General features: G+C 57.8%; 20 protein-coding genes and 7 pseudogenes. 11 read left to right on the forward strand and 16 right to left on the reverse strand.

Going from position 1 to position 23,184, the window contains the following annotated elements:
• Window positions 1-418: 418 nt before the first annotated feature.
• Window positions 419-1,067 (forward strand): annotated as a pseudogene (locus tag IY145_RS00515) (IS256 family transposase); the annotation flags it as partial.
• 37 nt (window positions 1,068-1,104) lie between these two features.
• Window positions 1,105-2,097 (forward strand): annotated as a pseudogene (locus tag IY145_RS00520) (IS1380 family transposase); the annotation flags it as partial.
• 105 nt (window positions 2,098-2,202) lie between these two features.
• Here the strand turns inward: IY145_RS00520 and IY145_RS00525 are convergent.
• Window positions 2,203-2,562, reverse strand: a pseudogene (locus tag IY145_RS00525) (transposase); the annotation flags it as partial.
• Window positions 2,563-2,684: 122 nt separating this feature from the next.
• Here IY145_RS00525 and IY145_RS00530 point away from each other — a divergent pair.
• The 6 genes and pseudogenes from IY145_RS00530 to IY145_RS00555 form a co-directional block, all read left to right on the forward strand.
• Window positions 2,685-2,855 (forward strand): annotated as a pseudogene (locus IY145_RS00530) (transposase); the annotation flags it as partial.
• 144 nt (window positions 2,856-2,999) lie between these two features.
• Complete coding sequence (locus tag IY145_RS00535) at window positions 3,000-3,161, forward strand: hypothetical protein (RefSeq protein WP_196406458.1); 162 nt, start codon at window positions 3,000-3,002, stop codon at window positions 3,159-3,161.
• A gap of 83 nt (window positions 3,162-3,244) precedes the next feature.
• Window positions 3,245-4,390, forward strand: a complete 1,146-nt coding sequence (locus IY145_RS26270) for a SagB/ThcOx family dehydrogenase (protein ID WP_196406459.1) — start codon at window positions 3,245-3,247, stop codon at window positions 4,388-4,390.
• Window positions 4,383-5,453 carry a hypothetical protein gene (locus IY145_RS00545; RefSeq protein ID WP_196406460.1) on the forward strand — a complete coding sequence of 357 codons (1,071 nt, stop codon included), beginning with the start codon at window positions 4,383-4,385 and terminating at the stop codon, window positions 5,451-5,453. The genes IY145_RS26270 and IY145_RS00545 overlap by 8 nt, the downstream gene beginning before the upstream one ends.
• Window positions 5,454-5,455: 2 nt before the next feature.
• Entirely contained in the window at window positions 5,456-6,145 is a 690-nt protein-coding gene (locus IY145_RS00550; protein WP_196406461.1) for a nitroreductase family protein, read from the forward strand.
• 56 nt (window positions 6,146-6,201) lie between these two features.
• Window positions 6,202-6,756, forward strand: a complete 555-nt coding sequence (locus tag IY145_RS00555; RefSeq protein ID WP_196406462.1) for a hypothetical protein — start codon at window positions 6,202-6,204, stop codon at window positions 6,754-6,756.
• Window positions 6,757-7,140: 384 nt separating this feature from the next.
• On the opposite strand, the gene tnpC (IY145_RS00560) is transcribed toward IY145_RS00555, so the two are convergent.
• The 14 genes and pseudogenes from tnpC (IY145_RS00560) to tnpC (IY145_RS00625) all read right to left on the reverse strand — a co-directional run.
• Window positions 7,141-8,760, reverse strand: a complete 1,620-nt coding sequence (tnpC, locus tag IY145_RS00560) for an IS66 family transposase (RefSeq protein ID WP_196406463.1) — start codon at window positions 8,758-8,760, stop codon at window positions 7,141-7,143.
• 80 nt (window positions 8,761-8,840) lie between these two features.
• Window positions 8,841-9,185 (reverse strand): IS66 family insertion sequence element accessory protein TnpB, encoded by a 345-nt coding sequence (gene tnpB / locus IY145_RS00565; RefSeq protein WP_159289363.1) that lies wholly within the window; start codon window positions 9,183-9,185, stop codon window positions 8,841-8,843.
• A complete protein-coding gene (locus tag IY145_RS00570) occupies window positions 9,182-9,559 on the reverse strand; it encodes a transposase (protein WP_003613712.1) in 378 nt (125 codons plus the stop codon). The genes tnpB (IY145_RS00565) and IY145_RS00570 overlap by 4 nt, the downstream gene beginning before the upstream one ends.
• Before the next feature lie 72 nt (window positions 9,560-9,631).
• A complete protein-coding gene (locus IY145_RS00575; protein ID WP_196406464.1) occupies window positions 9,632-9,922 on the reverse strand; it encodes a hypothetical protein in 291 nt (96 codons plus the stop codon).
• A 145-nt stretch (window positions 9,923-10,067) separates the two neighbouring features.
• Entirely contained in the window at window positions 10,068-11,003 is a 936-nt protein-coding gene (locus tag IY145_RS00580; protein ID WP_196406465.1) for a nucleoside-diphosphate kinase, read from the reverse strand.
• A 21-nt stretch (window positions 11,004-11,024) separates the two neighbouring features.
• Window positions 11,025-12,776: an arginine--tRNA ligase gene (argS, locus tag IY145_RS00585; RefSeq protein ID WP_196406466.1), complete on the reverse strand. Its 1,752-nt coding sequence runs from the start codon at window positions 12,774-12,776 to the stop codon at window positions 11,025-11,027.
• A gap of 120 nt (window positions 12,777-12,896) precedes the next feature.
• Window positions 12,897-13,268 carry a hypothetical protein gene (locus IY145_RS00590; RefSeq protein WP_196406467.1) on the reverse strand — a complete coding sequence of 124 codons (372 nt, stop codon included), beginning with the start codon at window positions 13,266-13,268 and terminating at the stop codon, window positions 12,897-12,899.
• A gap of 321 nt (window positions 13,269-13,589) precedes the next feature.
• A pseudogene (gene tnpC, locus IY145_RS00595) lies at window positions 13,590-14,624 on the reverse strand (IS66 family transposase); the annotation flags it as partial.
• A 65-nt stretch (window positions 14,625-14,689) separates the two neighbouring features.
• Window positions 14,690-15,037, reverse strand: coding sequence for an IS66 family insertion sequence element accessory protein TnpB (tnpB, locus tag IY145_RS00600; RefSeq protein WP_196406469.1), 348 nt, complete (start codon window positions 15,035-15,037; stop codon window positions 14,690-14,692).
• Window positions 15,034-15,405: an IS66-like element accessory protein TnpA gene (gene tnpA, locus IY145_RS26100; RefSeq protein WP_196406470.1), complete on the reverse strand. Its 372-nt coding sequence runs from the start codon at window positions 15,403-15,405 to the stop codon at window positions 15,034-15,036. Before tnpA ends, tnpB (IY145_RS00600) begins: the two co-directional genes overlap by 4 nt.
• 106 nt (window positions 15,406-15,511) lie before the next feature.
• A pseudogene (locus tag IY145_RS00610) lies at window positions 15,512-15,975 on the reverse strand (IS5 family transposase); the annotation flags it as partial.
• 251 nt (window positions 15,976-16,226) lie between these two features.
• Entirely contained in the window at window positions 16,227-16,913 is a 687-nt protein-coding gene (locus tag IY145_RS00615) for a hypothetical protein (protein WP_196406471.1), read from the reverse strand.
• A gap of 107 nt (window positions 16,914-17,020) precedes the next feature.
• A complete protein-coding gene (locus IY145_RS00620; RefSeq protein ID WP_196406472.1) occupies window positions 17,021-17,812 on the reverse strand; it encodes a hypothetical protein in 792 nt (263 codons plus the stop codon).
• Window positions 17,813-18,079: 267 nt separating this feature from the next.
• Window positions 18,080-19,582, reverse strand: a pseudogene (gene tnpC, locus IY145_RS00625) (IS66 family transposase); the annotation flags it as partial.
• Between the two features lie 574 nt (window positions 19,583-20,156).
• On the opposite strand from tnpC (IY145_RS00625), the gene IY145_RS00630 reads away from it, so the two are divergent.
• The 3 genes from IY145_RS00630 to IY145_RS00640 are packed head-to-tail and all read left to right on the forward strand — an operon-like array spanning window position 20,157 to window position 21,794.
• Entirely contained in the window at window positions 20,157-20,579 is a 423-nt protein-coding gene (locus tag IY145_RS00630) for a putative toxin-antitoxin system toxin component, PIN family (RefSeq protein ID WP_196406473.1), read from the forward strand.
• Window positions 20,580-20,620: 41 nt separating this feature from the next.
• Complete coding sequence (locus IY145_RS00635) at window positions 20,621-20,851, forward strand: toxin-antitoxin system HicB family antitoxin (protein ID WP_246721621.1); 231 nt, start codon at window positions 20,621-20,623, stop codon at window positions 20,849-20,851.
• 28 nt (window positions 20,852-20,879) lie between these two features.
• Window positions 20,880-21,794, forward strand: coding sequence for a recombinase family protein (locus IY145_RS00640; RefSeq protein ID WP_196406475.1), 915 nt, complete (start codon window positions 20,880-20,882; stop codon window positions 21,792-21,794).
• Between the two features lie 41 nt (window positions 21,795-21,835).
• Here IY145_RS00640 and repC read toward each other — a convergent pair whose 3' ends face one another.
• Window positions 21,836-23,170: a plasmid replication protein RepC gene (repC, locus tag IY145_RS00645; protein WP_196406476.1), complete on the reverse strand. Its 1,335-nt coding sequence runs from the start codon at window positions 23,168-23,170 to the stop codon at window positions 21,836-21,838.
• Between the last annotated feature and the right edge of the window lie 14 nt (window positions 23,171-23,184).

Consider the following 23,184-nt stretch of genomic DNA (forward strand, 5'->3'; position numbering starts at 1 on the left):
GCCGCTGCTCTCGACGTCGGACAACCAAACTATGAAGCGCTCCAGTGGCGCTTTGATTTCGAACGATTTTGGCATTAAAATCAACCTCCTATCTAATGATGAAACTAGGCAAAAGGTAACCCGCGTGGCAGGCAAACGAAGCTGTCCGGTCATTCGCCCCAGATTATCACTGCTCAAGCGGGTGCTTCAGATACCTTTTTTTAAAGACATACAGGTGTCTTCGGACACGTTCAAGCGTCATTCGCCGCGTTGCATGTCGGGCTAAAAGCCGGGCTCTGGAGCAAGTTTGCATTCCGCTGAGGATAGCGTCAGCGCGACGATCGTCCGAAAAGGTCAACCGTGTCGCGATGAGTTTAAAAACACGGGACTGTCAGGAATCTTGTGTGTGGGGCCATAGTAGAACCGCAGGAGGCGGGCTATGGCAATCAAGAAGGACACACTGGACCAATTGCTGTCGGGACGCGATCCGAATGAGGTTTTTTCCAAGGATGGCCTGTTCGATGAGCTGAAGAAGGCGTTGGCGGAACGGGTTCTGAACGCGGAGATGGACGACCATCTCGAAAGCGAGACGGCGGCGGGCAAGGCGAACCACCGCAACGGCTATTCGAAGAAGACCGTGCTGACCGAGACGTCGAAGATCGACATCAGGGTCCCACTGGACCGGGAGGGGAGCTTCGATCCCAAGCTGATCGCGCGCTATCAGCGCCGCTTTCCCTGGCTTCGACGAGAAAATCGTGTCGATGTATGCGCGCGGCACGACGGTGCGCGAGATCCAGGGTCATTTGCTCGAGCTCTACGGCCTGGAGGTCTCGCCCGATCTGATCTCGACGGTCACCGACGCCGTGCTGGAGACCGTCGCCGAATGGCAGAACCGGCCGCTCGAGGCGATGTATCCCTTGGTTTTCTTCGACGCCCTGCGCGTCAAAATCCGCGATGAGGGCCTGGTCCGCAACAAGGCGGTCTATGTCGCGCTCGGCGCCACGCCGGACGGAACGAAGGACATTCTGGGGCTTTGGATCGAGACCTCGGAGGGCGCCAAATTCTGGCTTCGGGTGATGAACGAGCTGACCGTTCTTATTCATGACGATGCGTCGTCGAGCCGTGCGGCTCGAGAACGCGCCAGCCCTGCGCGATGTGATCCACCTGACCTATGCACTCGTCGACCAATGGATGGCCTCCTACGACGAGCCGCGGTCCTCCGTCACGCTCGACATCGACGACACGTGCGACATCGCGCATGGCCATCAGCAATTGTCGCTGTTCAACGCCCATTATGACGAGCGCTGCTTTCTGCCGATCCATATCTATGACACGCAGAAGAGCCGCCCCGTCGCCATGATCCTGCGCCCGGGCAAGACGCCGTCCGGCGTCGAGGTGAGAGCGCATCTGCGCCGGCTCGTGCGGCATATTCGCAAGTCTTGGCCGGTGACCCGCATCCTGTTTCGCGGCGACGGGCACTATGCGCGGCCCGAGGCGATGGTCTGGTGTGAAGATCACGGCGTCGATTACGTCTTCGGCCTTCCCGGAACCAAGCCGCTGTCCAAGAAAGTCGACGAGACGGCGGACGCTGTCCGCGTCGAGCGTGCCTTCGATGACAAGGACGTCGTGCGCGGCTATGCCGAGAAGCGCCATCGCGCCAAGTCCTGGGACAGGGAACGGCGCGCGATCGCCCGCATCGAAGCGACGCGGCTCGGCCTCGATATCCGCTTTGTCGTCACCAATCTCCCATATGGCGCGCCGCAATGGCTCTACGACAGTCTCTACTGCGCGCGCGGACAGGCGGAGAACCTCATCAAGCTTCACAAGACGCAGCTTTGCTCCGACCGAACCTCGTGTCGTTCGGCGCTCGCCAATCAGGTTCGCCTCGTCCTGCACACCGCCGCCTATTGGCTGATGCTCGGCGTCTGCGACGCCATTCCGGCTCCGCGCGATTTGGCGAAAGCCGAGTTCTCGACGCTGCGCCTGCGGCTGCTGAAAATCGCCGCCCGCGTGATCGAGACCGCGAGCCGCGTGCGCCTCGCTTTCGCCGCAGCCTGTCCCGAGGCCGACCTTTTCTGTTCCTTGCCGGCGGCGCTGCTCATGACCGGCGGCCCGTGAACGACGGGGCGACACGCCCCTCTCGTCTCTCCTGTCCCTCCAACGCGTCCCAGAAAGTGCGGTCCTCGAAGCGGTGAAAAAGCCGAATGCCCCCGCGCGGTCCCCGAGCCGCGACAGCGTCGGCTGCGAGGCGAGATCGCGGCCCGTGTCGGGCAGGCGTCCGCAGGCGAGCTTGAACGCCGGATCGGAGCGTAGAAAGTCGAGATCGTCGGCGTCCTCATAGCCGCAGCCGATCGCGAAGATGCGGGCGCGGATCATATCGGCAAACGTGTGGGTGATGCGCGCGGGATCGCGACGATCGGGAAAGCAGCGCGCCAGCCGCTCGGCCACGCCGAGCCGGCGCTCCGCCATGGCGAGCAGCAGGACGCCGCCGTCAGAGGAGATGCGTCCGCCATCGAAAGCGGCTGTGACTTTCTTGCCTTGGACGGCTGGAAAGGAGAAGGCGGGAAACGTATCGTCGGTCATGGCGGGCGTGGCAGGCCGAGGGATGCGGAAAGGGCTGGTGTAAGCAACCGAATCCTACGCCGTTTCAAACGTCTATGCTACGCTCGCCAGCCTTCGAACAGCCCCGTCATGAATAAGAACGGCTGAAGAACCGCGGCGTCGGCGACATTCTGATCGCCGTTGTCGACGGCATGAAGGGCTTTCCGGAGGCGATCAATACGGTGTTTCCGCAGACGACCGCGCAGACCTGCATCGTGCATCTCATTCGAAACTCAATGGAATTCGCCTCATACAAGGACCGCAAGGCGATCGCCGGCGGTTCGGAACCTAGACCCGCAAAATTTCGAGAGAGCCATAACTCTCCTATCTTGACAGAGTTAATCCACTTTGTTACGTAGGTAAGGTTGTCTCACACTCAGTTTGAGGCACACATCAATTTGTCTTCGGAGGAAATTCCTATGAAAAACCAACGTCAGGCCAGTGCAACGACCTCCACAAATGAAACCAAGGTTCGAGTTTCAGACAAGAAAAAGATGACCGAAGCTTTCCGAGCGGCTATCCGCAAATCCTCTACTCGCGTCGTAGCTGTCAATCGTCAGGGCTGCGTTACGAGCGGCTGATCAGACTTTCGGGTCAGAATCTCCCGACTTGACCCCGGTTAAGTCGGGATTTTTGCAGAGGGTTTCTCTTTGGAGGCATTCTTGTGTCTGACGAGGCAGATTACGGTTTTTGTGATACTATGACCTATAGATACGATGGGGCAAACGCATATTTTTACCGATATTATGACGGATTAGCCTGGGATACATCGCCAGCTAAATACTCACTATTCTATTATTTCTGGATATCGCTTTCCGTTCCAAAGCCTTTAGTCGAAATTGAAAAAATCGTCGCGCAAAACGCCAGTTGCGACGTAGATCTGGTCAGGGCTGCGGCAAGAGCTCTTATAGAAGTCGGACTTCTGATTCCTCGTCCGGACGAGCGCCGCGACAGCTCGCGCTATCTAACAGTCCTCCCGTCAACGTCATCTCAATCGATCGAATTGGCGGCTTGGTTTCACCTTGCAACGGCACGTTTGCAAAAGCTCGACTATCGCACGGGAGAAGGAGTCCGCGCCGACGAAGCAATGATGGAGTTCAATTTCCGAAACGAACCTATTCCTCCAAATTATCATCGGGCGCTTCGATCTGATCCATCTTTGGAATTGAGCACAGATGTCCCGCTAGGCCATTTCGAATGTCAAGTTGACGGATCGACCGCTTTTGCTCGACGTGTTCCTAATATATCGAGACCGATCAACCTCGACAAGATCAATTTTTTGATCAATTGCTCTGTCGCGCAAACCGGTACCGTAAATATGTTGGTGACAGGCGAGCATATCCGCAAGCCAGTTCCTTCCGGGGGAGCGCGGCATCCGGTCGAGGTGTATATTGTCGTGAACGATGATGATCTGGATATCGAAAGGGGTGTTTACCACTACAATGTTCAGCATCACCGTTTGGATATTTTGGATTTGAAGCGATCCGCTGTTGAGCAGCTTTTTAGCCTCTGCTGCATCCTACCTCGTGCCCGAAAAGCACTGAAGGGAATCGGTGTTATTTTAACATGCCGGTTTGCGCGCAGCATGCATCGCTACCACGAACCGCGAAGTTACCGCGTCATGCACTTCGACGTTGGTCATATCCTAGCGAATCTTTCGATCGGATCTCGCCTGTTGGGGCTAAGATTTTCAGCGAGCTATTCCTTACCGGAGTCGATGGTCGAATCATTATTGCTGCTAGACCCGCTAGAGGAATCGGTGATGGCTGGATTTGTGATTTTTTCCTCGGAGGGTCGAGACGATGTATGAGTTGACACCCCTGTTACAAATTCGTCGGAATGCTAATCGCCTTCACGCCGATCTCCTTCTTGAAGGGCTCTCATTAGAAGTCGAAACCGATGCGATGCTTAGAATGATCGAACTCATCGCGACAAATTCGCCGGCTTCCTTAGATGCGATCAAACGACTTTTGGTTGAGCAGAACGTCTACGACCACGAACAAGCTGAGATTGAAATCCAGAAATTTTTAGAGGCAAGAGTTCTGGTTCGTTCGGACCAAATCACGTCCCAAAAACATGGTGTTCAGTTTTGGGCGGATCACGGGTGGATCGACGCTCTCATACTGCATCTTAATACTCGCGACATAGTTTATCAGGATGATCCAGTCGACGTCGGAGGGAGAGACGATCAGCAAACGATTTTTGGTCTACCCGATAACCTTCGAGAGAGCGTCTCGTCTGAATTGAACCGCGTTTCCTGGAAGTTACCGCATCCACGGCGCCTGGGTCCGGACGATGTTTTGAGGGGCATGATGACACGTCGCTCCTTTCAACCTTATAGAGGTAGATTTTCAATTGAAAAGCTGTCGTCTATCCTCTGGCACGCGAATAGCTACGCTAGACAATCTCGGGACGCGTACGAGCGGGCAGACACGCGGGAGGGTGCCTACGACTCTGCGTTCAGCTGCCTGACAACTTATATGATAGTTTATCAAGATATTGTTGACGGAGAAAACGTCTACAATGCAGGGATCTACCAGTACGACATCTCTAGCCACCGATTAATTGGTGTTAAAATGGGAGAGTTTCGCGATCAGATCGCCGAAATAGCTATAGGGCAAAAACGCGCATCCGCGGGTCTGTTCACCTTTCTGATAGCTGGCAATTGGGAGAAATATCGGCAGCGATACCCACATGGAAGAAGCTACCGCAACCTCCTTGTTAACGTCGCAGAACAGGCTCAGTACTATCTAGTCCTAGCAACCGCGTACGAGTATGCGACTTTTATGACGCCAGCGATGCAAGATGAGCGCATGCAATCTCTTATCGAGAGTTTCGACCATCTGCCTCTATATTTCGTTACGGCAGGTTGATAATGAACTACTTCAGTGCCCGAAGGACCTCTCGACTCACCATGTGGCTTCAAAAACTGACCGAAGACGCCTACACGGAGTTCAACGAAAGTCCTGCGATTCCGCTGCCAAGTAGCGCCAATCCATGCGCTGCGGCCATGCCGCGGCCGTCACCGCTTCACGATCTTTTATCGAAAAGAAAATCGTCGCGCGCGTTCTCTGGTGACGTAGCGGCAATCTCAGATTGCGTTGAAATTCTACGCTTAGCTTACGGCTATACTGCCGGCGGCCGTCGTTCGGTTCCATCAGCAGGAGGATTTTATCCTTTGCAGCTGTGGCTTGCCGAGCTCAAGCGCGGAAGCATTGAACGCGTCGGTCGATTCGATCCACTTACCGGTGAAATAGACCATTTCGCCTCTCTGGATGCGCCAGTCCAAGATGGTTTTCGCGTGTTTCATGTCGATTATACTGGCGCACATTGGATGATTTTGTGGACTGTCCGTCTGTTGCCAATCGCCGAACGCTATGGCGCTCGAGGTTATAGGTTTGCCGTGATGGAAGTCGGAATGAGCGTTCAATGTGCTATCCTAGCATGTTGCTCGCTCGGACTACCGCACATCGTCCTTGGCGGACTGATTGAGCAGCACGTTCGCCTTAACTGGCTGCGTACGGGCCGACGGTACGCGCCACAATGCGCCCTGTTATTGCGTTAAAAGTGGCGCTATCTGGCCGCTAAACGCTTACAAGCCCTTGAAGCTGGAACCCGTTAATGAACAAAGTTGCGCTTATCGTTGCCGGGCCACCCGGAATTGGGAAATCGGAAATATGTGCGTTACTTAAGCCTTTGCTATATTCCAAGCTTGGCTTAACGCCATTTTTCTATATTTGGGGCGATGCCTTCGCGCATATATCCTATCCATGGCAGGGTGAAGAGCGGCAGCTCCAGACAAAATACCGGGCTATCCGTGCGGTCATCTCAACATTATTCTTCGATACCGGCGTTCTGCTAATCGACGACCTATTCGCATCCGAACGCTCGCTTGAGCTCTTGGCCAGCGCATTGGAGGGCCACGGCTTTCGTAACGTCGTGCTGGTACTGCGGGCGCCGCTTGCCACTGTTTTGTCTCGCAATATGCACCGGTATCAACGCGAAGTCGTCCCGAACCACAAGGTCGTGGAGCTATACAAACGGACCTATGAGTGCATCGCCGATTCGGCGTGCGACGTCATTGACATCGACGCTAACGGTTCGATTGAGAACACCATGGAGGCAATCATTGAGGTTCTTGAAGATCGTGGGATACTTTGTAACCCTCCGGCGTAGCTTTCAATTACTCACAGGTAGCTGACTCTGCGGGCTGATTTTGGGATGGAGGAAGTTGAATCGGATGAATCTGTTGTGATTCGTTATCGAGCACCGAATCGCTTGCGCGAGGTGCTCCATGTGCTCGAAGACTGCTTTTTCGAAGACTTTCTCCCGTCCGAGAGCGGGGGGATCAGCGCCGGCACCGCATTGGACTGAACGCGAAGTAGACGAAGCCGCTTTCAAAGATCCCCGTCTCGGCCGACGATGCGCTCGATGAATTGCTGCCGTGGAACTGGAGCCAGAAGGCTCTCCGCTTGCGCCGTTCAACGGGAACGCTCGACGGTTGGATGACATGAACGTCGACGCCACGCGCCATGAGAGTAAGCGCATACCCGGCGCCGTTCACTCGGTGGGCTTGAAATTCCAGGGAATGAGCGCCTCGATGTTCTTGTTGGGCCATCGGTTGGCGATTCGTTCGAGGGTCTGCTGGGCCCAGGCGTAGGGATCGACGCCGTTCATTTTGCAAGTCTGAAGCATGGTGGCGATGGAAGCCCACGTCCGCCCACCGCCAGCGGACCCGGCGAATAGTGAGTTCTTGCGCGTAATTGCCTGAGGCCGGATCGCCCGCTCGATGATATTGGAATCGATTTCGACGTGGCCGTCGTCGAGAAAGAGTCCGAGGACCGCGCGATGCGATCGGGCGTAGCGGATCGCCTCGGCCAATTTTGATTTGCCGGAGATGCGCGGCAGCTCGCGCTCCCAGAGATCGAACAACGCCTGCACGATATCGACCGACGTCGCCCTGCGCGCCGCCAGGCGCGCCTGCGGCGGCTGACCGCGCACCTCTTCCTCGACGGCCCACAGCAGCTTCATCTGCTCCACCGTCGCCGTCGCGACGATCGACTCGCCGTTGGCGTGGAGTTCGAAGAACCGGCGGCGCAGATGAGCCCAGCATCCGGCCAGACGCAGCCCATTGGAATGCGGAGCGCCCGCGAGCTTGCGATAACCCGCATAGCCGTCGCATTGCAGGATGCCGCGATAGTCGCCCAAGTGGCGCGCCGCGCAATCGCTGGATCGGCTCTCCTCGAACCGATAGGCGACCATCGGCGGTCCCGCGCCCCCGAACGGCCGATCATCCCGCGCATAGGCCCACAACCATGACGTCTTGGTCTTCCCGGCGCCGGGGCTCAGCGTGGGCAGCGTCGTTTCGTCGGCGAAGATCCGTTCGCCCTCGCGGATGCGCGCGAGCACATGCGCCGCCAGCGGCTCGAAGTGGAAACCGACCGCGCCCATCCATTGCGCCATCAGCGAACGTCCCAGCTCGACGCCGTCGCGAAGATAGATGGCCTCCTGGCGGTAGAGCGGCAGCCCATCGGCGTATTTCGACACCGCGACTTGCGCGAGCAGCGCTTCCGTCGGCAGGCCGACTTCCACAATGTGCTCGGGCGCCGGCGCTTGCAGGATCGAGGCTGGGTCCTTGTAGGAGTATTTCGGCCGGATCGTCACGATCAGCCGGAAGCGCGCGCGCACGACATCGAGCCTGACGCTCTCCTCCCGCCCGATCTCGACCCGCTCCTTGCCTTGGAGCTCCTCGGGGATCTCTGGCTCCAGGATTTCCTCGACCCGCTCCAGATGCGAGGGAAACCGCGGCTTGTCGCGAGGCGCCTTGCGCGGCTTGGAAGCCGCCTTCGCCGCCAAACGCGCGTCGATTGCCGCGAGGCCGGTTTCGAGTTCCTCGAACACGAAGCTCTGTTGCTCGGCGTCGTCGGCGCCGAGCTTTTCGGAACGTTTCCCGAAGCGGTCGCGATGAAGCGTCTTGATGATCGAGGTCAGCCGATCGATCTCAGCTTTCGCCGCCGCATTAGTTTGCGTGAGATCCTCGACCTTCGCCGTCAGGCTCGATGTTTGCGAACGCAATGCCTGCGCGTCGGTCTCTGAACGATCGACGCGCGCCAAGGCGTCGAGCGCCAGCGCCTTCAGTTCATCGACGTCGTCAGGAAGCTCGCCGAAGCGCTCGATCATGCTGCGCAGGGTACCGCTTTCATCGCTGAAAGTCCCGAATTTTATGGACTTTTCAACGCTTCCAGCGCGTCTTTCTAAGGTCAGCCGGCGCTCTGCGGCGCCCGCGCCTCCACCGCACGAACCCGCTTCCAATCGAGCCCTTCGACCAGCGCCATGACTTGCGCGTAGCTCAGACGGATCTCGTGGCTCCCCGCTGTCGGCCAGCAGAAATGCGAATGCTCGAGGCGCTTGGCAAAAAGACAAAGACCTGAACCGTCCCACCACACGATCTTGATCCGGTCGGCTCTTTTCGCTCGGAAAACATAGAGGGAACCGTCGAACGGATCGGCGCCGGCGTCCCGAACCAAGGAAACCAATCCTTCTGGTCCTTTACGGAAATCCACCGCCGCCGCCCGCAACAGCACCCGTGCGCCCGGCGGGATCATGCCTCACGCACCGCGCGCAGCAGGCGGCGAAGGTCGGCTTCCGAAATATCCGCGTTCACCCGCACGACCGCCCCACCGAGCTCTATCTCCACGCGCCGCGTCTTTGCCGCACGCGGCTCCGCCGGCGCCTGGCGCTCGATCTTTTCCGCGCGGAGAGCGGCAGCGCGTCGCCACCCGAAAAGTTGCGACGGCGTGATATCGAGCGACCGCGCCAGCGCCGAAACATTCGTGCCGGGCTCCAGCGACGCGGTGATCGCGCGGTCCTTGAAGTCCTCCGACCAACGTCGGCGTTCTCCGACCGGCGCTCCTTCGAGACGTTCGGCGCGGACCTCGATGAACTGGTTCGTGTCAGTTCTGCGCATAGGCGTAGACATAGATGTTGCTATCCATGTCCAACCGCTACCACTTCCACGCCACGCGCCGCCAGAATGGCGCCGGGTGAACGCTTACCCATGAGACAGCGCGCCAGCCAGAAGCCGCCATTCCCAAGCCTCATAAACCACGATCACGCGATCGATATCTTTGCCGAACGTTGCGGCGCGGCGACGGTAGCCCTCGATCGAAGTCGCCAGCGCTTCCGCCGCCGGGTCGATCGTCTGCTTGGCCTTGATATGCCCGAGCCCCGGCACATGTGCGGCCTCCACCCAGCTCTTGTTGCTGGTTTCCACAGCCATGATGAGCGTCGCGTCATAATCCACGGCGACCGTCGGCAATGCCGATGAAATTGTCTTTCCCATGAGATGTCGTTCCCTGATGCTGTTGCGGCTATCAGGATACCTTCCCGGCCGCCGCTACGCCCTCATGGAATCTGCGAACATAGCCCCAGCCGGCCCGCGAGAAAGATTCGCGACAGAGCCAAATTTGCGACAGAACCCTCAGGCGCTACCAAAGCATGTGCGACAGCTTATTTCCTGCTGAGCGTATTCGCGTCGGGTCAATATGGTCGATGTACTCACTCAGCATTAGGTATAAATCAAATGTGTCGGCGTAGTTAACTTTGAATTTGTGCGACAATACTAACTTGATATCCATGAATTCGTTGTCGTCTTTAAGAATATAGTCGATGTGCTCCGCAATGTCTCCATCTTCTTCGCGGAAGCGGTCTATCATACGCCGAGCTGCTTGGGCAGGGTTCATGTCGGATTCAGGGATCTGAGAATAAATATGTCTCAGTTCTTCATCAAAAGACACGCTTTCATTGCCCAATACATTTGTCACGACGCTTTTTACGCTGTCGAATCCGAACCAAGTCGGGAGTTCGCGAATCAAGTCAGCCGGCTCATCCGCAGTATGGACGTAATTCAGGTAAGGGTTTGGCCCCGCCAGCAGTCCTCGTAAAGTATTTTCATCTCGGTCAAGGATCAAGCTAGACCCCTTCAGTTTGGAGAGAGACGTGGTGCAGGGCCTTTCATCTTTATGCTTTCGCCTAACTATCATCGCTAATGCAGGGCGCTGAGTAAGTACACCTAAAAGTAAAATCAGGCGATCTATTGTAGCAATGTTTAGAGAATAGCGCCATATGTTCGCTGCGATGTTGGCAGAGAGTTCAAGATATAACACGTGACGAACGTCATATCCGTGTTGTTTAAGAAATGAAATCGCTAATAATGCCCTTCTAGCGAAAAACGTTTCTGGCTTCAGGACAATTATTCCGTACTCGCTCAAGAATTCATTAAGCGCCTTAGGGTCCATCTGATATAATAGCCCGAAAGAATACCTAAATTCTACGTCACTATTGTACAGGGCTACCTTCTCTGGAAGCCTAGTAAGATAGGGCCAAGGGATTGTTATACGACCTGTTTCGGAGGTGGTGTGCATTTTTCCTCGGCAAGGGTTTGTTTACATGGCTTCCGGGGTTTCGATGCCCAAGAGCCATAACGCCAGACAAAGGACCTTGCTAGCAAGCGTGGTTAGCACGATGCGGGAGTCCCGAATTTTTTCAGGAGCCGACCTAATCGAGCATGCGGCGTAAAACCGATTGAACGCCTGGGCGATTTCGAACGCGGAGGAGGCGATGCGATCCGGGGAGAAATGAACAGTTGCGTCGCTTAAGGCTTCGGGAAAAGCGAGGCAAGCCAGAATGAGGCTGCGTTCTTCGGGGGTCTCGACAATTATGTCCTGGGCGCTGTTTTGTTGCACCTTCGAAATCACGGAGGCTGATCGAACCGCTGCATACTGTATATAAGGCCCGGTTTTTCCTTCGAAAGACGTCATTTGCTCTGCATCAAAAACGTAACCGGAGATCCGATCTGATGAGAGGTCCGCGAATTTCAAGGCGGCGACACTCACTTGCTTCGCGATAGCTTCGAGGTTTTCACGACTGCCTTCCTCGTGTCCCGAACTTTCGAGCCGTTTGAGAGCGGCAGCTTCGGTAAGGTCCAGAAGGTCACGCAGACGCATCACGCTGCCGTCGCGCGTTTTGAACGGCTTGTTGTCCGGGCCATTGACGGTTCCGAAAGCCACGTGCAACAATTGCGTCTTCTCTACGTAACCGGCTATTTCCGCCGCGCGGAACAATTGCCGAAAATGCAGCGATTGCCGTTGATCAACAACATAAAGGATCGCGTCGGGCTTGAAATCTCGCACGCGCGTTAGAATCGTCGCCAGATCGGTTGTCGCGTAGAGCGCAGCGCCATCGGCCTTCTCGACGATCATTGGCGGTAGCTTCGAGCGATCCGATTTAGATTGGAGGGGAATGACTAGCGCCCTTTCGTCGTAATGAGCGATGTTCCGCGCAACGAGATCAGAAAGCATGTCGGGAATTTCGCCGGCGCTGTCCGACTCGCCAAGGAGAAGGTCGAAATGCGCGCCTAGCCGCGAAAATTCACTAAGCGCCGAAGACAAGGAAAGCGAGACCATGCGCCGCCACAGAATTTGATAATCTTCATTCCCAGCTTGGAGAGCCGCCGTCGTAAGCCGTGCCGATTCTGCGCGGGTGGGGTCAATTTTGCACGCGGCCGAAGCGACCGGATAGAGCCGCTGCAATACTTCAAAGGTAAGCCCATGCGCACTGCAGTCGGCGTCGGATTTCGCGAGGTCGCGCCAGTTGGGGAAGTCAAGTCTAATTTGATCTATGAGCATTCCCATCGGGGTACCCCAGTCCCCTACATGAATGTCTGTCATCACGCGATGACCGGCAAAGCCAAGAATTCTTCTTAGGCTTTCTCCAATTACAGCAGATCTCAAATGTCCCACATGCAACGCCTTCGCGACGTTCGGGCCACCGTAATCGATGAAGAAAAATTTCGCTCGTGGGACTACGCCAATGCCGAGCCTAGGATCGGCGACAGTTTCCGCAACAAACCGCGCAAGCGTCGTCCGCGCGACTCGCACATTGATGTAGCCGGGTGCCACAACCGTGACATTTTCAAAGAGGTTTCCGCATTTTAATCGCAAAAAGAGCGCCATTTCATCGGCCATCTCTTCTGCGGATCGGTTCAATTTTCTAGCGGCACCAAGGATGCCAGAGCATTGAAAATCTCCCAATTCCGGTCGCACAGCGCGGATGGCGCGACCGTATTCGGCACTCAATCCTATGGATTCGGCAGCTTCACCAAAGGCTATATTAACGTGATTTAACAAACTTCCCATTTTCTTTTCTCTTCGGTCGTCAAGCCGCCGTTCGCAACCATTTGGCATAGCCTAACCTTTCTTTGAACGCGATTACGGTACGCTGACGATGGCGTCAAGATTCGAGTGGCTCACCGCCCATCACGGTGGATGTTTTCCGACCGCGAAATGGGATCGTCGCTGGCTGGTCAAAGGAAAGCAATCGCAAGCAACGCACTGCCGGTCACCTTGCGGAATTCGCCCTTGTCGTTCGCCAAAAACGTTGGCCGCATCGACGAACCTGTCGAACTCGCCAAAGAGGATACCTCGCTTCAGACAGCCGGCAAGGCAGCCATTGCGACAATATGCCGCGGCAATCTGGATGAGGTGCGCCAGGCGAAGCTGGCGAGTTCCAGCCGGAGCAAGTCCGGCCCAGGAAAGGGGTAGCGCCCGACTGGTGGCGAGTGTTGCGGCGCGGAAGGCGACGACCGCGGCGAAGCGTACACAGCGATCGTGGTCGAGTAGCTCGGCCATTCGGCTTCGCCCTCACAGATCCGGGCATGCGGCTTTCCCGCACCCGGCTCTTCCCGGAAGTCACCCGCATCAGGCCCTCCTTGGCGTCCAGGCGTGAGTGACGCGTGGGAACGGTAGGGGCAGACGCGCCGTCACTTCTTCGAACCAATCCCAGCCCATACGACGGTTCTTCTGGCTGCGCCGTCGAAGGTACTTGAACCAGATTCGTCGAACGTCCTGCCGGAATGCGTTCAGGACCCGCCAGTTGTGCGGCATGCCGAAATAGCCGTAGTGCCCGCGCAGCACGCTGGCGAGCCAGCAATGTTGGAGGGCTAACGGCTGGCTCCAGCATGCCGCTTCCATGATCCGCCCTGACGATCTCTCTGGCGCATAGAGCCGGTTGAAGCCGGCATAAGCGTCGGCCTGGAGGATGCCGGAAAAATGCGCCAGATGGCTTTCTGGATGCTCGGCGGTGCGATCGCGCGAGTAGAAAAAGACCGCCGCCGGCGGATCGGCGCCGCCGAAGGGCTTGTCGTCGCGCACGTAGGTCCACAATCGCCCGGTTCGCGTCTTGCCCTTTGCGAGGACTGGAACGGTCGTCTCGTCGCCATGCACGCGCGCGCCGGCGAAAACATGATCGCGAATGAGATCGTAGAGCGGCCGCAGCAGCAGAGCGCAGCGGCCGACCTGATCGGCGAGCGTCGACAGGCTCAGATCCACGCCCTCATGCGCATAGCGCACCGATTGTCGATTCAACGGCTGATGCTGTCCGTACTTCTCGAACAGGATCATCGCCAACAGGCTCGGTCCTAGAAAGCCGCGCGGCAGCGGATGAAAGGGCGCGGGAGCTTGGCTGACCTTCTCGCAGTCGCGGCAGGTGAACTTCTCGCGCACATGCTGGACGACCTTCCATTGCCGCGGAACGACCTCCAGCGTCTCGGTCACGTCCTCGCCGAGCTTGTGCAGACGCGTTCCACCGCAGCACGCGCATGACGTCGGCCCCGGAAGAGCGACGCGCTCGCGCGGCAAATGCGCCGGAAAGGGCTGGCGTGACGGCTTTCTTCGCGAGAAGGCGCGAACCGCTGTCGTCTTCGCCGCTTCGGCCTTTTGTTCGGCGGCGAGATCGTCCGCGGCGGCGTCGGCCTCGAGCTCCTCGAGCTCGAGCTCGAGCTCCATCTGCTCGAGCAGCCGCGCCTTGCGCTCGCTGCGCACGCCATAGAGCTCGCGTCGAAGCTTCTCGATCGAGAGCTGCAAATGCGCGATCAGAGCGGTCGCATTCGAAGCCGTCGCACGCGCCTGCGCCAGCTCCGCATCTTGGTCGCGGAGCATCGCCTTCAAAGCCTCGACATCGTCGGGAAGAGAATCAGGGGCGCTCATGGTCACGATCGAATCACAAAGGCGCGCGCCGGCAAGACCTATCGCTGCTCATCCCTTGAAAAATCTCAGCCCGCCGCCTCCGGCCGCCATGTGTATTGTGGAGCGCGCCAGTCGATGCCGGAAAGAAGATAGCCGAGCTGCGCAGAGCTGATCGTCACTGCGCCGGACGAAGTCGATGGCCATAGAAAGCGCCCGCGTTCCAAGCGCTTCACGAATAGGCATTGGCCCTGGCCATCATGCCAGAGAATTTTTGCCAGATCGCCGCGGCGCCCACGAAAGACGAATAAATGTCCGCCATTGGGATTGCGGCGCAGCGTCTCCTGAACGATCAGCGCCAGGCTCGCATAGCCCTTGCGCATGTCGGTATGGCCGGTGACGAGCCAGACCCGCGCGTCCGCCGAGACCGGGATCATCGACGCAACGCCTTGACCACGCGCGCCAAGGCCGAGGCGTCGACATCCGCGCCGACCTTGATCCTCTCGCCCGTGGAAAGCGTGATCTCCATCCAGCCGATGGTCTCCGGCGCCGACGAGAGCGCCATGGCGGGAGTCGACGTGATCGTCACCGGCAAGATCGCTGGCGGCTCGCCGCTATCGCCGGCGGCGAACCTCCGACGCCAAGTGAACAGAAGATTCGCGTTCACGCCATAGCGCCGCGCGACTTCCGCCACCGACGCGCCTTCCGCCAAGCTCTCCGCGACAATGCGGCGCTTCTCGTCCTTCTTCCAATTGCGGCGCCGGCCCTTGAAACCCGCCGCACCGTCTTCATCCGCCTCGATCATCGGAGATAGTGTCCATCATCGATAGTGGACACGATCCCCGCGCCACGCGCGCGACTATCGACACCAGCCGCGCCGATCGCCAGACGGCCTTCGGCGGAGCCTTACAGCCTATCGTATCGACGAGAATGTGCCGCTTCTTGCCCTTGATCTTTTTTCCTGCATCGTAGGCGTGCGGATCGATGCGATGCCCCCTTTTTCTGCGCTCTTCACGCTCTGGCTGTCGATGACCGCGGCTGTTGGGCTGGCCTCGCGCCCTGCCGCTTCGCGACACTTCACGTAGAGAGCATGATGGATGCGATCGAGCGTTCCGTCGTATGTCCAAAGATCGAAATAGCCATGGACCGTGCTCTTGGGCGGCAAATCCTTGGGGATCGCGCGCCATTGGCAGCCGGTCGAGAGCACATACATCAAGCCGTTCACGATCGAGCGCATCTCGACCGTGCGCTTCCCGCCGCCCCGTTTCGCCGGTGGGATCAGCGGTCCGACGAGCGCCCATTCCGCGTCCGTCAGGTCGCTCGGGTAGCGCAATTTGCTACGATCGTAGCGCGTGCGATTTTCATTCGTCCACATCGGCGGTCTCCGCGAGAATCAGGCCGCCTCTATTGAATTACAAGCGATTCATCCGATTCAACTTGTCTTCGGACTGACACTCAGAGGATTGGTATAAATCCAGTGGGGATGGGAGGAAACCAGATAGGCATGGAACAAACATCACATTGGCACATCACGATGCCGTCGGAGGGGGCATCCACTCCATCAGTTCTCAATGGAAATCCTGAGTCAAATCTCGGCGGAAATCAACAATCTGGGGGGCAGTTACCTCATATTGGCATAACAAAATCGCAAATTTTAACCTTAGAAATTAAGCTATCATCGTCACCGTCACTGTAAAAGATAACATACTCGACGTTCAACATTTGAGCTGCGAGTTTCATGTTTCCGATAACATGCCCTATATCGTAATATATATCGAACAAACATTGGCCAGATTCATATCTCCACATGTATATCTCGGGCCGAAAGCAAATTGAAATGCTTATCCGTTCGTTCCCTGAATTACATGTCGTTCCCGATATGTGCACCAGAGAGTGCTGCACGCAGTTATAGTAATATTCATTTTGGTTAAACGTTACGTAGGCGTCAATTCCATGGCGCGCTCCAACCGAGGGAACGCTCTTTAAAATGACAGTATCCCGGTGAAATGAAGCAAGTTTTTGGCCCCCAAAACCCGCATACAGGATCGAAGATATTGTTGCTAGCAATTCATGAGAATACACAAATGGAACCGGAAGCTTAACCAGCTCGTCTGACCAGATCAAATCGCTCTCAAAATCGATGGAACCGCGAGCTACAAGCGGGGGCTGCGTGGCGACCTTGTGCTTTTCGATATTTGCGGCCATGTCGCTGTTTATGACCGAATCATAGTTGGAATAGTCAGCATACTTAAAGGCTTTATGCCAGTGCCGCCACGCCTCGATAAAATCGAATTCCTTGACAAGGGATTTCATTTCAACATCGTTATATATGCCTTTTGATGTGCAACAAAATCGCAATCCAGTAATATAGTCTATTATCCACATTTTACCCGCCAAAATGACAATCGATCGAACAAAGCTCACCGGCTCACCCCCAATGCTTGAAAAACAAACCGAGTTGAGTCGTTGACAATAATCGGTTCGTGTTCGATCACTTCAATACTCCAAGGAGACTGACCGTTGATTTCGCCTTGATACTCGTTAATTGAGTTCCCCCGAACTCCGTAATCAATCTTGGAAAGCGCCATCATACAGGCTTCCAATTGGGCTTTCTGCCGCGCATCGTCAACGGACACGTCTGAGGCCGCGCTTCCCCAAGCAGAAATCTTATTAATTGTCACATGAGACAGCACGTGCCAATAATTAAGCCCCTTGTCATGATATATCCATGACGACCCGTGGGGATCTTCAAGCTTGAGTCGCTTAATTGAATGCATACGAATAAGCTTATTCAGGTGCCTCTCGATGAATTCGGTCCTTGCATTCTTTGCGGCCAATTCCCTGGATAAGTGGGCCGCGAACGCATGCGACTTTCGAAGAAGCCCTTTTCCATAAACGTATACAGACCCATTCAAGTTGGTTAAAGGTAATAATGCGCGCGGCTTGCGGTCCGAACAAACGAACATTGTGATCTTATCGCCCAGGAATCGCCATTCAGTTTTACCAAGGATTATCGGTGGCCTAAGGTATGCGACGCGCTCGGCTAGCTCAGATTCAGCTTTCGCGACCGCGACATCCGGGCGTGCATCGATGCCTGACGCAACAATAGCACGATCTCCAATGGTTGCGTGCATATCAGCAATATAGAATTTACTTCCATCAAATATAAATTGATCAACCCGCTCCCAGTGCGGTTTTATATGATAAATCATATATAATCCTCAAGTCGAGAGCATCACTAATGTAGGTTATCTTTGTGCTTGAGCTTGAGAATTCAAGCCCTATTTAGTCTCCACCGAATCTCACTGCGCGATAAAGTCTCCAGCCAGCCTCGATAGATAATTAGTCGATCTATCAGATAGATATATCAGAATTATTCCGTGGTCAAGCTGCGCGCCGCCGGTAACTACCCACGCCGCGGTGATTTGGAACGGCTTTCCGAAGGAGGAGTTGATCGGTAAGCGCATACCCGGCGCCGTTCACTCGGTGGGCTTGAAATTCCAGGGAATGAGCGCCTCGATGTTCTTGTTGGGCCATCGGTTGGCGATTCGTTCGAGGGTCTGCTGGGCCCAGGCGTAGGGATCGACGCCGTTCATTTTGCAAGTCTGAAGCATGGTGGCGATGGAAGCCCACGTCCGCCCACCGCCAGCGGACCCGGCGAATAGTGAGTTCTTGCGCGTAATTGCCTGAGGCCGGATCGCCCGCTCGATGATATTGGAATCGATTTCGACGTGGCCGTCGTCGAGAAAGAGTCCGAGGACCGCGCGATGCGATCGGGCGTAGCGGATCGCCTCGGCCAATTTTGATTTGCCGGAGATGCGCGGCAGCTCGCGCTCCCAGAGATCGAACAACGCCTGCACGATATCGACCGACGTCGCCCTGCGCGCCGCCAGGCGCGCCTGCGGCGGCTGACCGCGCACCTCTTCCTCGACGGCCCACAGCAGCTTCATCTGCTCCACCGTCGCCGTCGCGACGATCGACTCGCCGTTGGCGTGGAGTTCGAAGAACCGGCGGCGCAGATGAGCCCAGCATCCGGCCAGACGCAGCCCATTGGAATGCGGAGCGCCCGCGAGCTTGCGATAACCCGCATAGCCGTCGCATTGCAGGATGCCGCGATAGTCGCCCAAGTGGCGCGCCGCGCAATCGCTGGATCGGCTCTCCTCGAACCGATAGGCGACCATCGGCGGTCCCGCGCCCCCGAACGGCCGATCATCCCGCGCATAGGCCCACAACCATGACGTCTTGGTCTTCCCGGCGCCGGGGCTCAGCGTGGGCAGCGTCGTTTCGTCGGCGAAGATCCGTTCGCCCTCGCGGATGCGCGCGAGCACATGCGCCGCCAGCGGCTCGAAGTGGAAACCGACCGCGCCCATCCATTGCGCCATCAGCGAACGTCCCAGCTCGACGCCGTCGCGAAGATAGATGGCCTCCTGGCGGTAGAGCGGCAGCCCATCGGCGTATTTCGACACCGCGACTTGCGCGAGCAGCGCTTCCGTCGGCAGGCCGACTTCCACAATGTGCTCGGGCGCCGGCGCTTGCAGGATCGAGGCTGGGTCCTTGTAGGAGTATTTCGGCCGGATCGTCACGATCAGCCGGAAGCGCGCGCGCACGACATCGAGCCTGACGCTCTCCTCCCGCCCGATCTCGACCCGCTCCTTGCCTTGGAGCTCCTCGGGGATCTCTGGCTCCAGGATTTCCTCGACCCGCTCCAGATGCGAGGGAAACCGCGGCTTGTCGCGAGGCGCCTTGCGCGGCTTGGAAGCCGCCTTCGCCGCCAAACGCGCGTCGATTGCCGCGAGGCCGGTTTCGAGTTCCTCGAACACGAAGCTCTGTTGCTCGGCGTCGTCGGCGCCGAGCTTTTCGGAACGTTTCCCGAAGCGGTCGCGATGAAGCGTCTTGATGATCGAGGTCAGCCGATCGATCTCAGCTTTCGCCGCCGCATTAGTTTGCGTGAGATCCTCGACCTTCCGCACGAGCTCGTGCGTCGGCGTGCGCACGTCCGTTCCGGCGTCATGAAGCACGAGGTCTTCGATCTGCACGAATTCGCCCGCGCGCCACAAGGCGGCGCAGGCGTCGTGGAAATGCGCGCGAAGAACGAAGGCTTCGGCGACGGGACTGGAGCGAAGCCGCTCGTCGAGACGCGCGAGAGCGTCCGACGCGCTCTCGAAAGGCGCTTGCAGGCGCTCGAATGAGACCGAGCCGGGACGATCTAATCCCATTTTAATTCCATGCATATCAATATCATTATCAACTTAGTTATAATTTAGCTTGAGTGATAGAAGATGCTTTTTTATCTTTCGCCGACAGGATCGAAATGCGTCGCCACGGCTGGCCGAGAGCAAGCCTCGGGACGGCTCCGAAGGCGCGTTTTCGGCCCGCAAATCGACGAAAATGGGCTGTTTTTCGGGCCTTTCTCCTGCTCACCACTATGTCGCGGCGGGGAACTTCGGCCATCGGATGCGTTTTTAAACGACCGTTTATTGATATTAATCTAAATCGCAATTTCGATTTTAAGCAGCCCATTGATAACATCACAGGCGATATGATACGCTTACGGCAATGAGATTGGTTCTGGATACGAACTCCCTGATCGCAGCGCTCCGAAGCCCAGGCGGAGCCTCCGCCGAGCTTCTCAAGCTTGTGCGTCGAGGGCAGGCCCAGCTTTTGGCCAGCGCCGCCCTCGCAATCGAATATGAGGCCGTGTGTCTGCGCGACGAACACCGAAAAGCGGCCGGCCTGTCGACGAAAGAGGTCGGTCAGTTTCTCGACGCGATCATCGATCTGATCGAACCGATCGAAATCTGGTTCCTTTGGCGGCCGCAATTGCGCGATCCGGGCGACGAGTTCGTGCTCGAGGCGGCTGTGAATGGGCGGGCCTCGACGATCGTCACGTTCAATTCGCGTGACTTCGGACTTGTGCGAGAGCGCTTTGGGATCGAGGTTCTCACGCCGAGAGATACGCTGATAAGGATAGTGCAATGAAAACCAAAACAGCCGCTTACGCGCTTCGGCTCCCCGCTTCGATGAAGGCGGAAGCCGAAAAGATTGCCGCCGAGGATGGCACGAGCCTCAACCAGTTCGTCGCTTCGGCGGTGGCTGAAAAGGTCTCGGCGTTGCGCACGGCTCGCTATTTCGCGGAAAAGAAAGGCCGGACCGATTGGAGCGCCTTCGACCAGATCATGCGCCGCGAGGGTGGCGAGCCGCCGGTCGCGGACGACGAAATTCCTGAAGCCTATCGAACGGCTCGCAAATAGTCCGTCGCAGATTAGGAGATTAGGGCCAATGCCCCTGATCGGCTACGCCCGCGTCTCGACCGAGGATCAGGTCACGGACGCCCAGACCGATGTGCTGAAGGCGGCCGGCTGCGTCGAGATTTTTCGCGAGCACATGTCGGGGGCGAAAGCCTCCCGGCCGGAACTGGCCAAGGCGCTGGCGCGGGTGCGCCGCGGCGACGTGCTGGTCGTCGCGCGGCTCGACCGTTTGGCCCGTTCGCTGTCGCATCTCCTTTCGGTGATCGCCGAGCTCGACGCCAAAGGCGCGCATTTCAAATCGCTCGCCGATCCGATCGACACGACGACGCCGCAAGGCCGTTTCGCCTTGCAGGTTCTGGGCGCCGTGGCGGAATTGGAGCGCGCCCTGATCCAGGAGCGCACCAAAGACGGCTTGCGCGCCGCCAAAAAGCGCGGCCGCATCGGCGGCAATCCAAAACTGCGCGCCGGCGACCGCGACGCCATCCAGCGTATCGTCGACATCAAGGCGGCAAACTATTTCGAGCGCGTCAATCGAACGGCCGAACATTGGCTGCCGATCGTCCGGCAAATGCGCCCGGATCACCGCTGGCAGGATGTCGTGCGCGTGCTCAACGCCAAGCGCGATAGCGTCAGCGGCGTTCCCCTGCCCCAATGGACCGTCGAGCGTCTGAAGCGCGCAGTCAAATGCTTCGTCGCCGAGGGTTTGATCGAGCCGAGACTCCTCCTTCAAGCCGCCAGCCGAAAAGTCAGCAGCGAACGCCTTGTCACGCTGGTCGCCGGGATCAAACGGGCCAATCCCGATCTGACGCTCGCGCAAATCGGCGCGCAGCTCGAGGCCATGTATGAGCGCACGCCGCGCGGCGGAACCCGCTGGGCGCCCTCCTCCGTCAAAAGTCTGCTCGACCGCGCGGAAAAGCTCCGGTTGCTCAGCGTCGAAACACTGTGACCGAGCGGATTACCGAGGCGCGTCCGAAAACACACCTCGCGTCACCCCGTCCTCTTGCGCTCTCGCGCCGCCTTCCCAGCCTTGCCGCGCAACAGGGCCATCAGCACGGGCCCGAGCGAGAACTCCCCTGCCCTCGCCTTTTCGGTCAGAACGCGAAGATAACCGCCGGCGCTTTTGATTTCCTCGCCGCGTTGCAGGATCGCGGCGATGACAATCGAGGCGTCATGCTCGCCCAAGACGTCCAAGGCTTGCGACCAGGCGTCCGGCGAAACGCCGAGCGCCGAGCGCACTGTCGCCGCCGCCGCAGCCAAGTCTCGCCACGACGAAACCTCGCCGCTCGGGCCGTAATCGACGATGTCCGGACACGCCTCCAACACCATACCCAGCGGATAGGCTCGAAGCGCGGGCTTGGGATGGGTAACCCGAGAGCGATCCGAAGATGCTTCCGGCTCTCGCTCGATCGGCCACCTGGCCTGTTCGAGATTTGGCTCGGACGGATCGGCCCTGCCTTTTTGAAGGCTAGATTCAAGATCAGAAGAGTTTGTGGTTTGATTCTGTATGTGGCGCTCAGTTTGAGACTCATTGCCGCTCATATTTCGAGCTTTTATGTGCGTTTCCAGCAGCTTGTGGATTTCAGCCGCAAGCGCGGCAAGTTCGTCGGCCAAAGCCTCCAAATCGACGCGGGAAAGCCCACGTCCATAGCTCCCCGAAAGCGTCGCATAGCGCTGATGCGCGCCCTCCCAGTCGCCCGAAACGCCCTCCTCCAATCCGGTCTCGATCATTTTGACGATGTCTCGCCGGGTGATGGTGATCTTTTCTCGCAGCAGCGTGATCGCGCGGTTCTCGGCCCGCACCTCCTCGGCGAGGTTCTCGATTTCGCTCGAACGCGCCACGAGCGGCGCGAGGTCGAAGCCGAAAGCATCCTCTATGGCTCCGCCCTGCCCTTTTCTGGCGAAGCGTTTGCCGTTCGGAGAATCGCGGCGGATGATCAGTCCGGCGTCGACCAGGCAGGCGAGATGCCGCCGCAACGTCGCCGGCGCCATGCCATGAGCGCGGATCGAGAGTTCCTTGTTCGAGGGAAACACGACGATGCCGGCGCCGGCTCCGGCCCCCGGCTCGCACCGCGCGTCATTCCCTGGCAATGAGAGCGCTGTCTCCTGGTGGAAGCTCAGCAACGCGTGCAATACGGATAGCGCACGCTCGGTGACGCCGAGCGGCTCCTTGGCTTCGGTGAGCGCGCGAAATAGCCGCCATTTATGCACGACGGTTTCGGATGCTCCCGGCTTGGCGGCGAAATTTTCGGTCGCGGTCTGGCTCGCCACCATGGCGAGCGATAGCGACCGCCGCCCGAAGGGCGTCGTTGGACGTGTCTGCATGTTCCTTTGCCTCG

Origin of the sequence: Methylosinus sp. H3A (genome assembly GCF_015709455.1) — a bacterium.
Lineage (GTDB): Bacteria > Pseudomonadota > Alphaproteobacteria > Rhizobiales > Beijerinckiaceae > Methylosinus.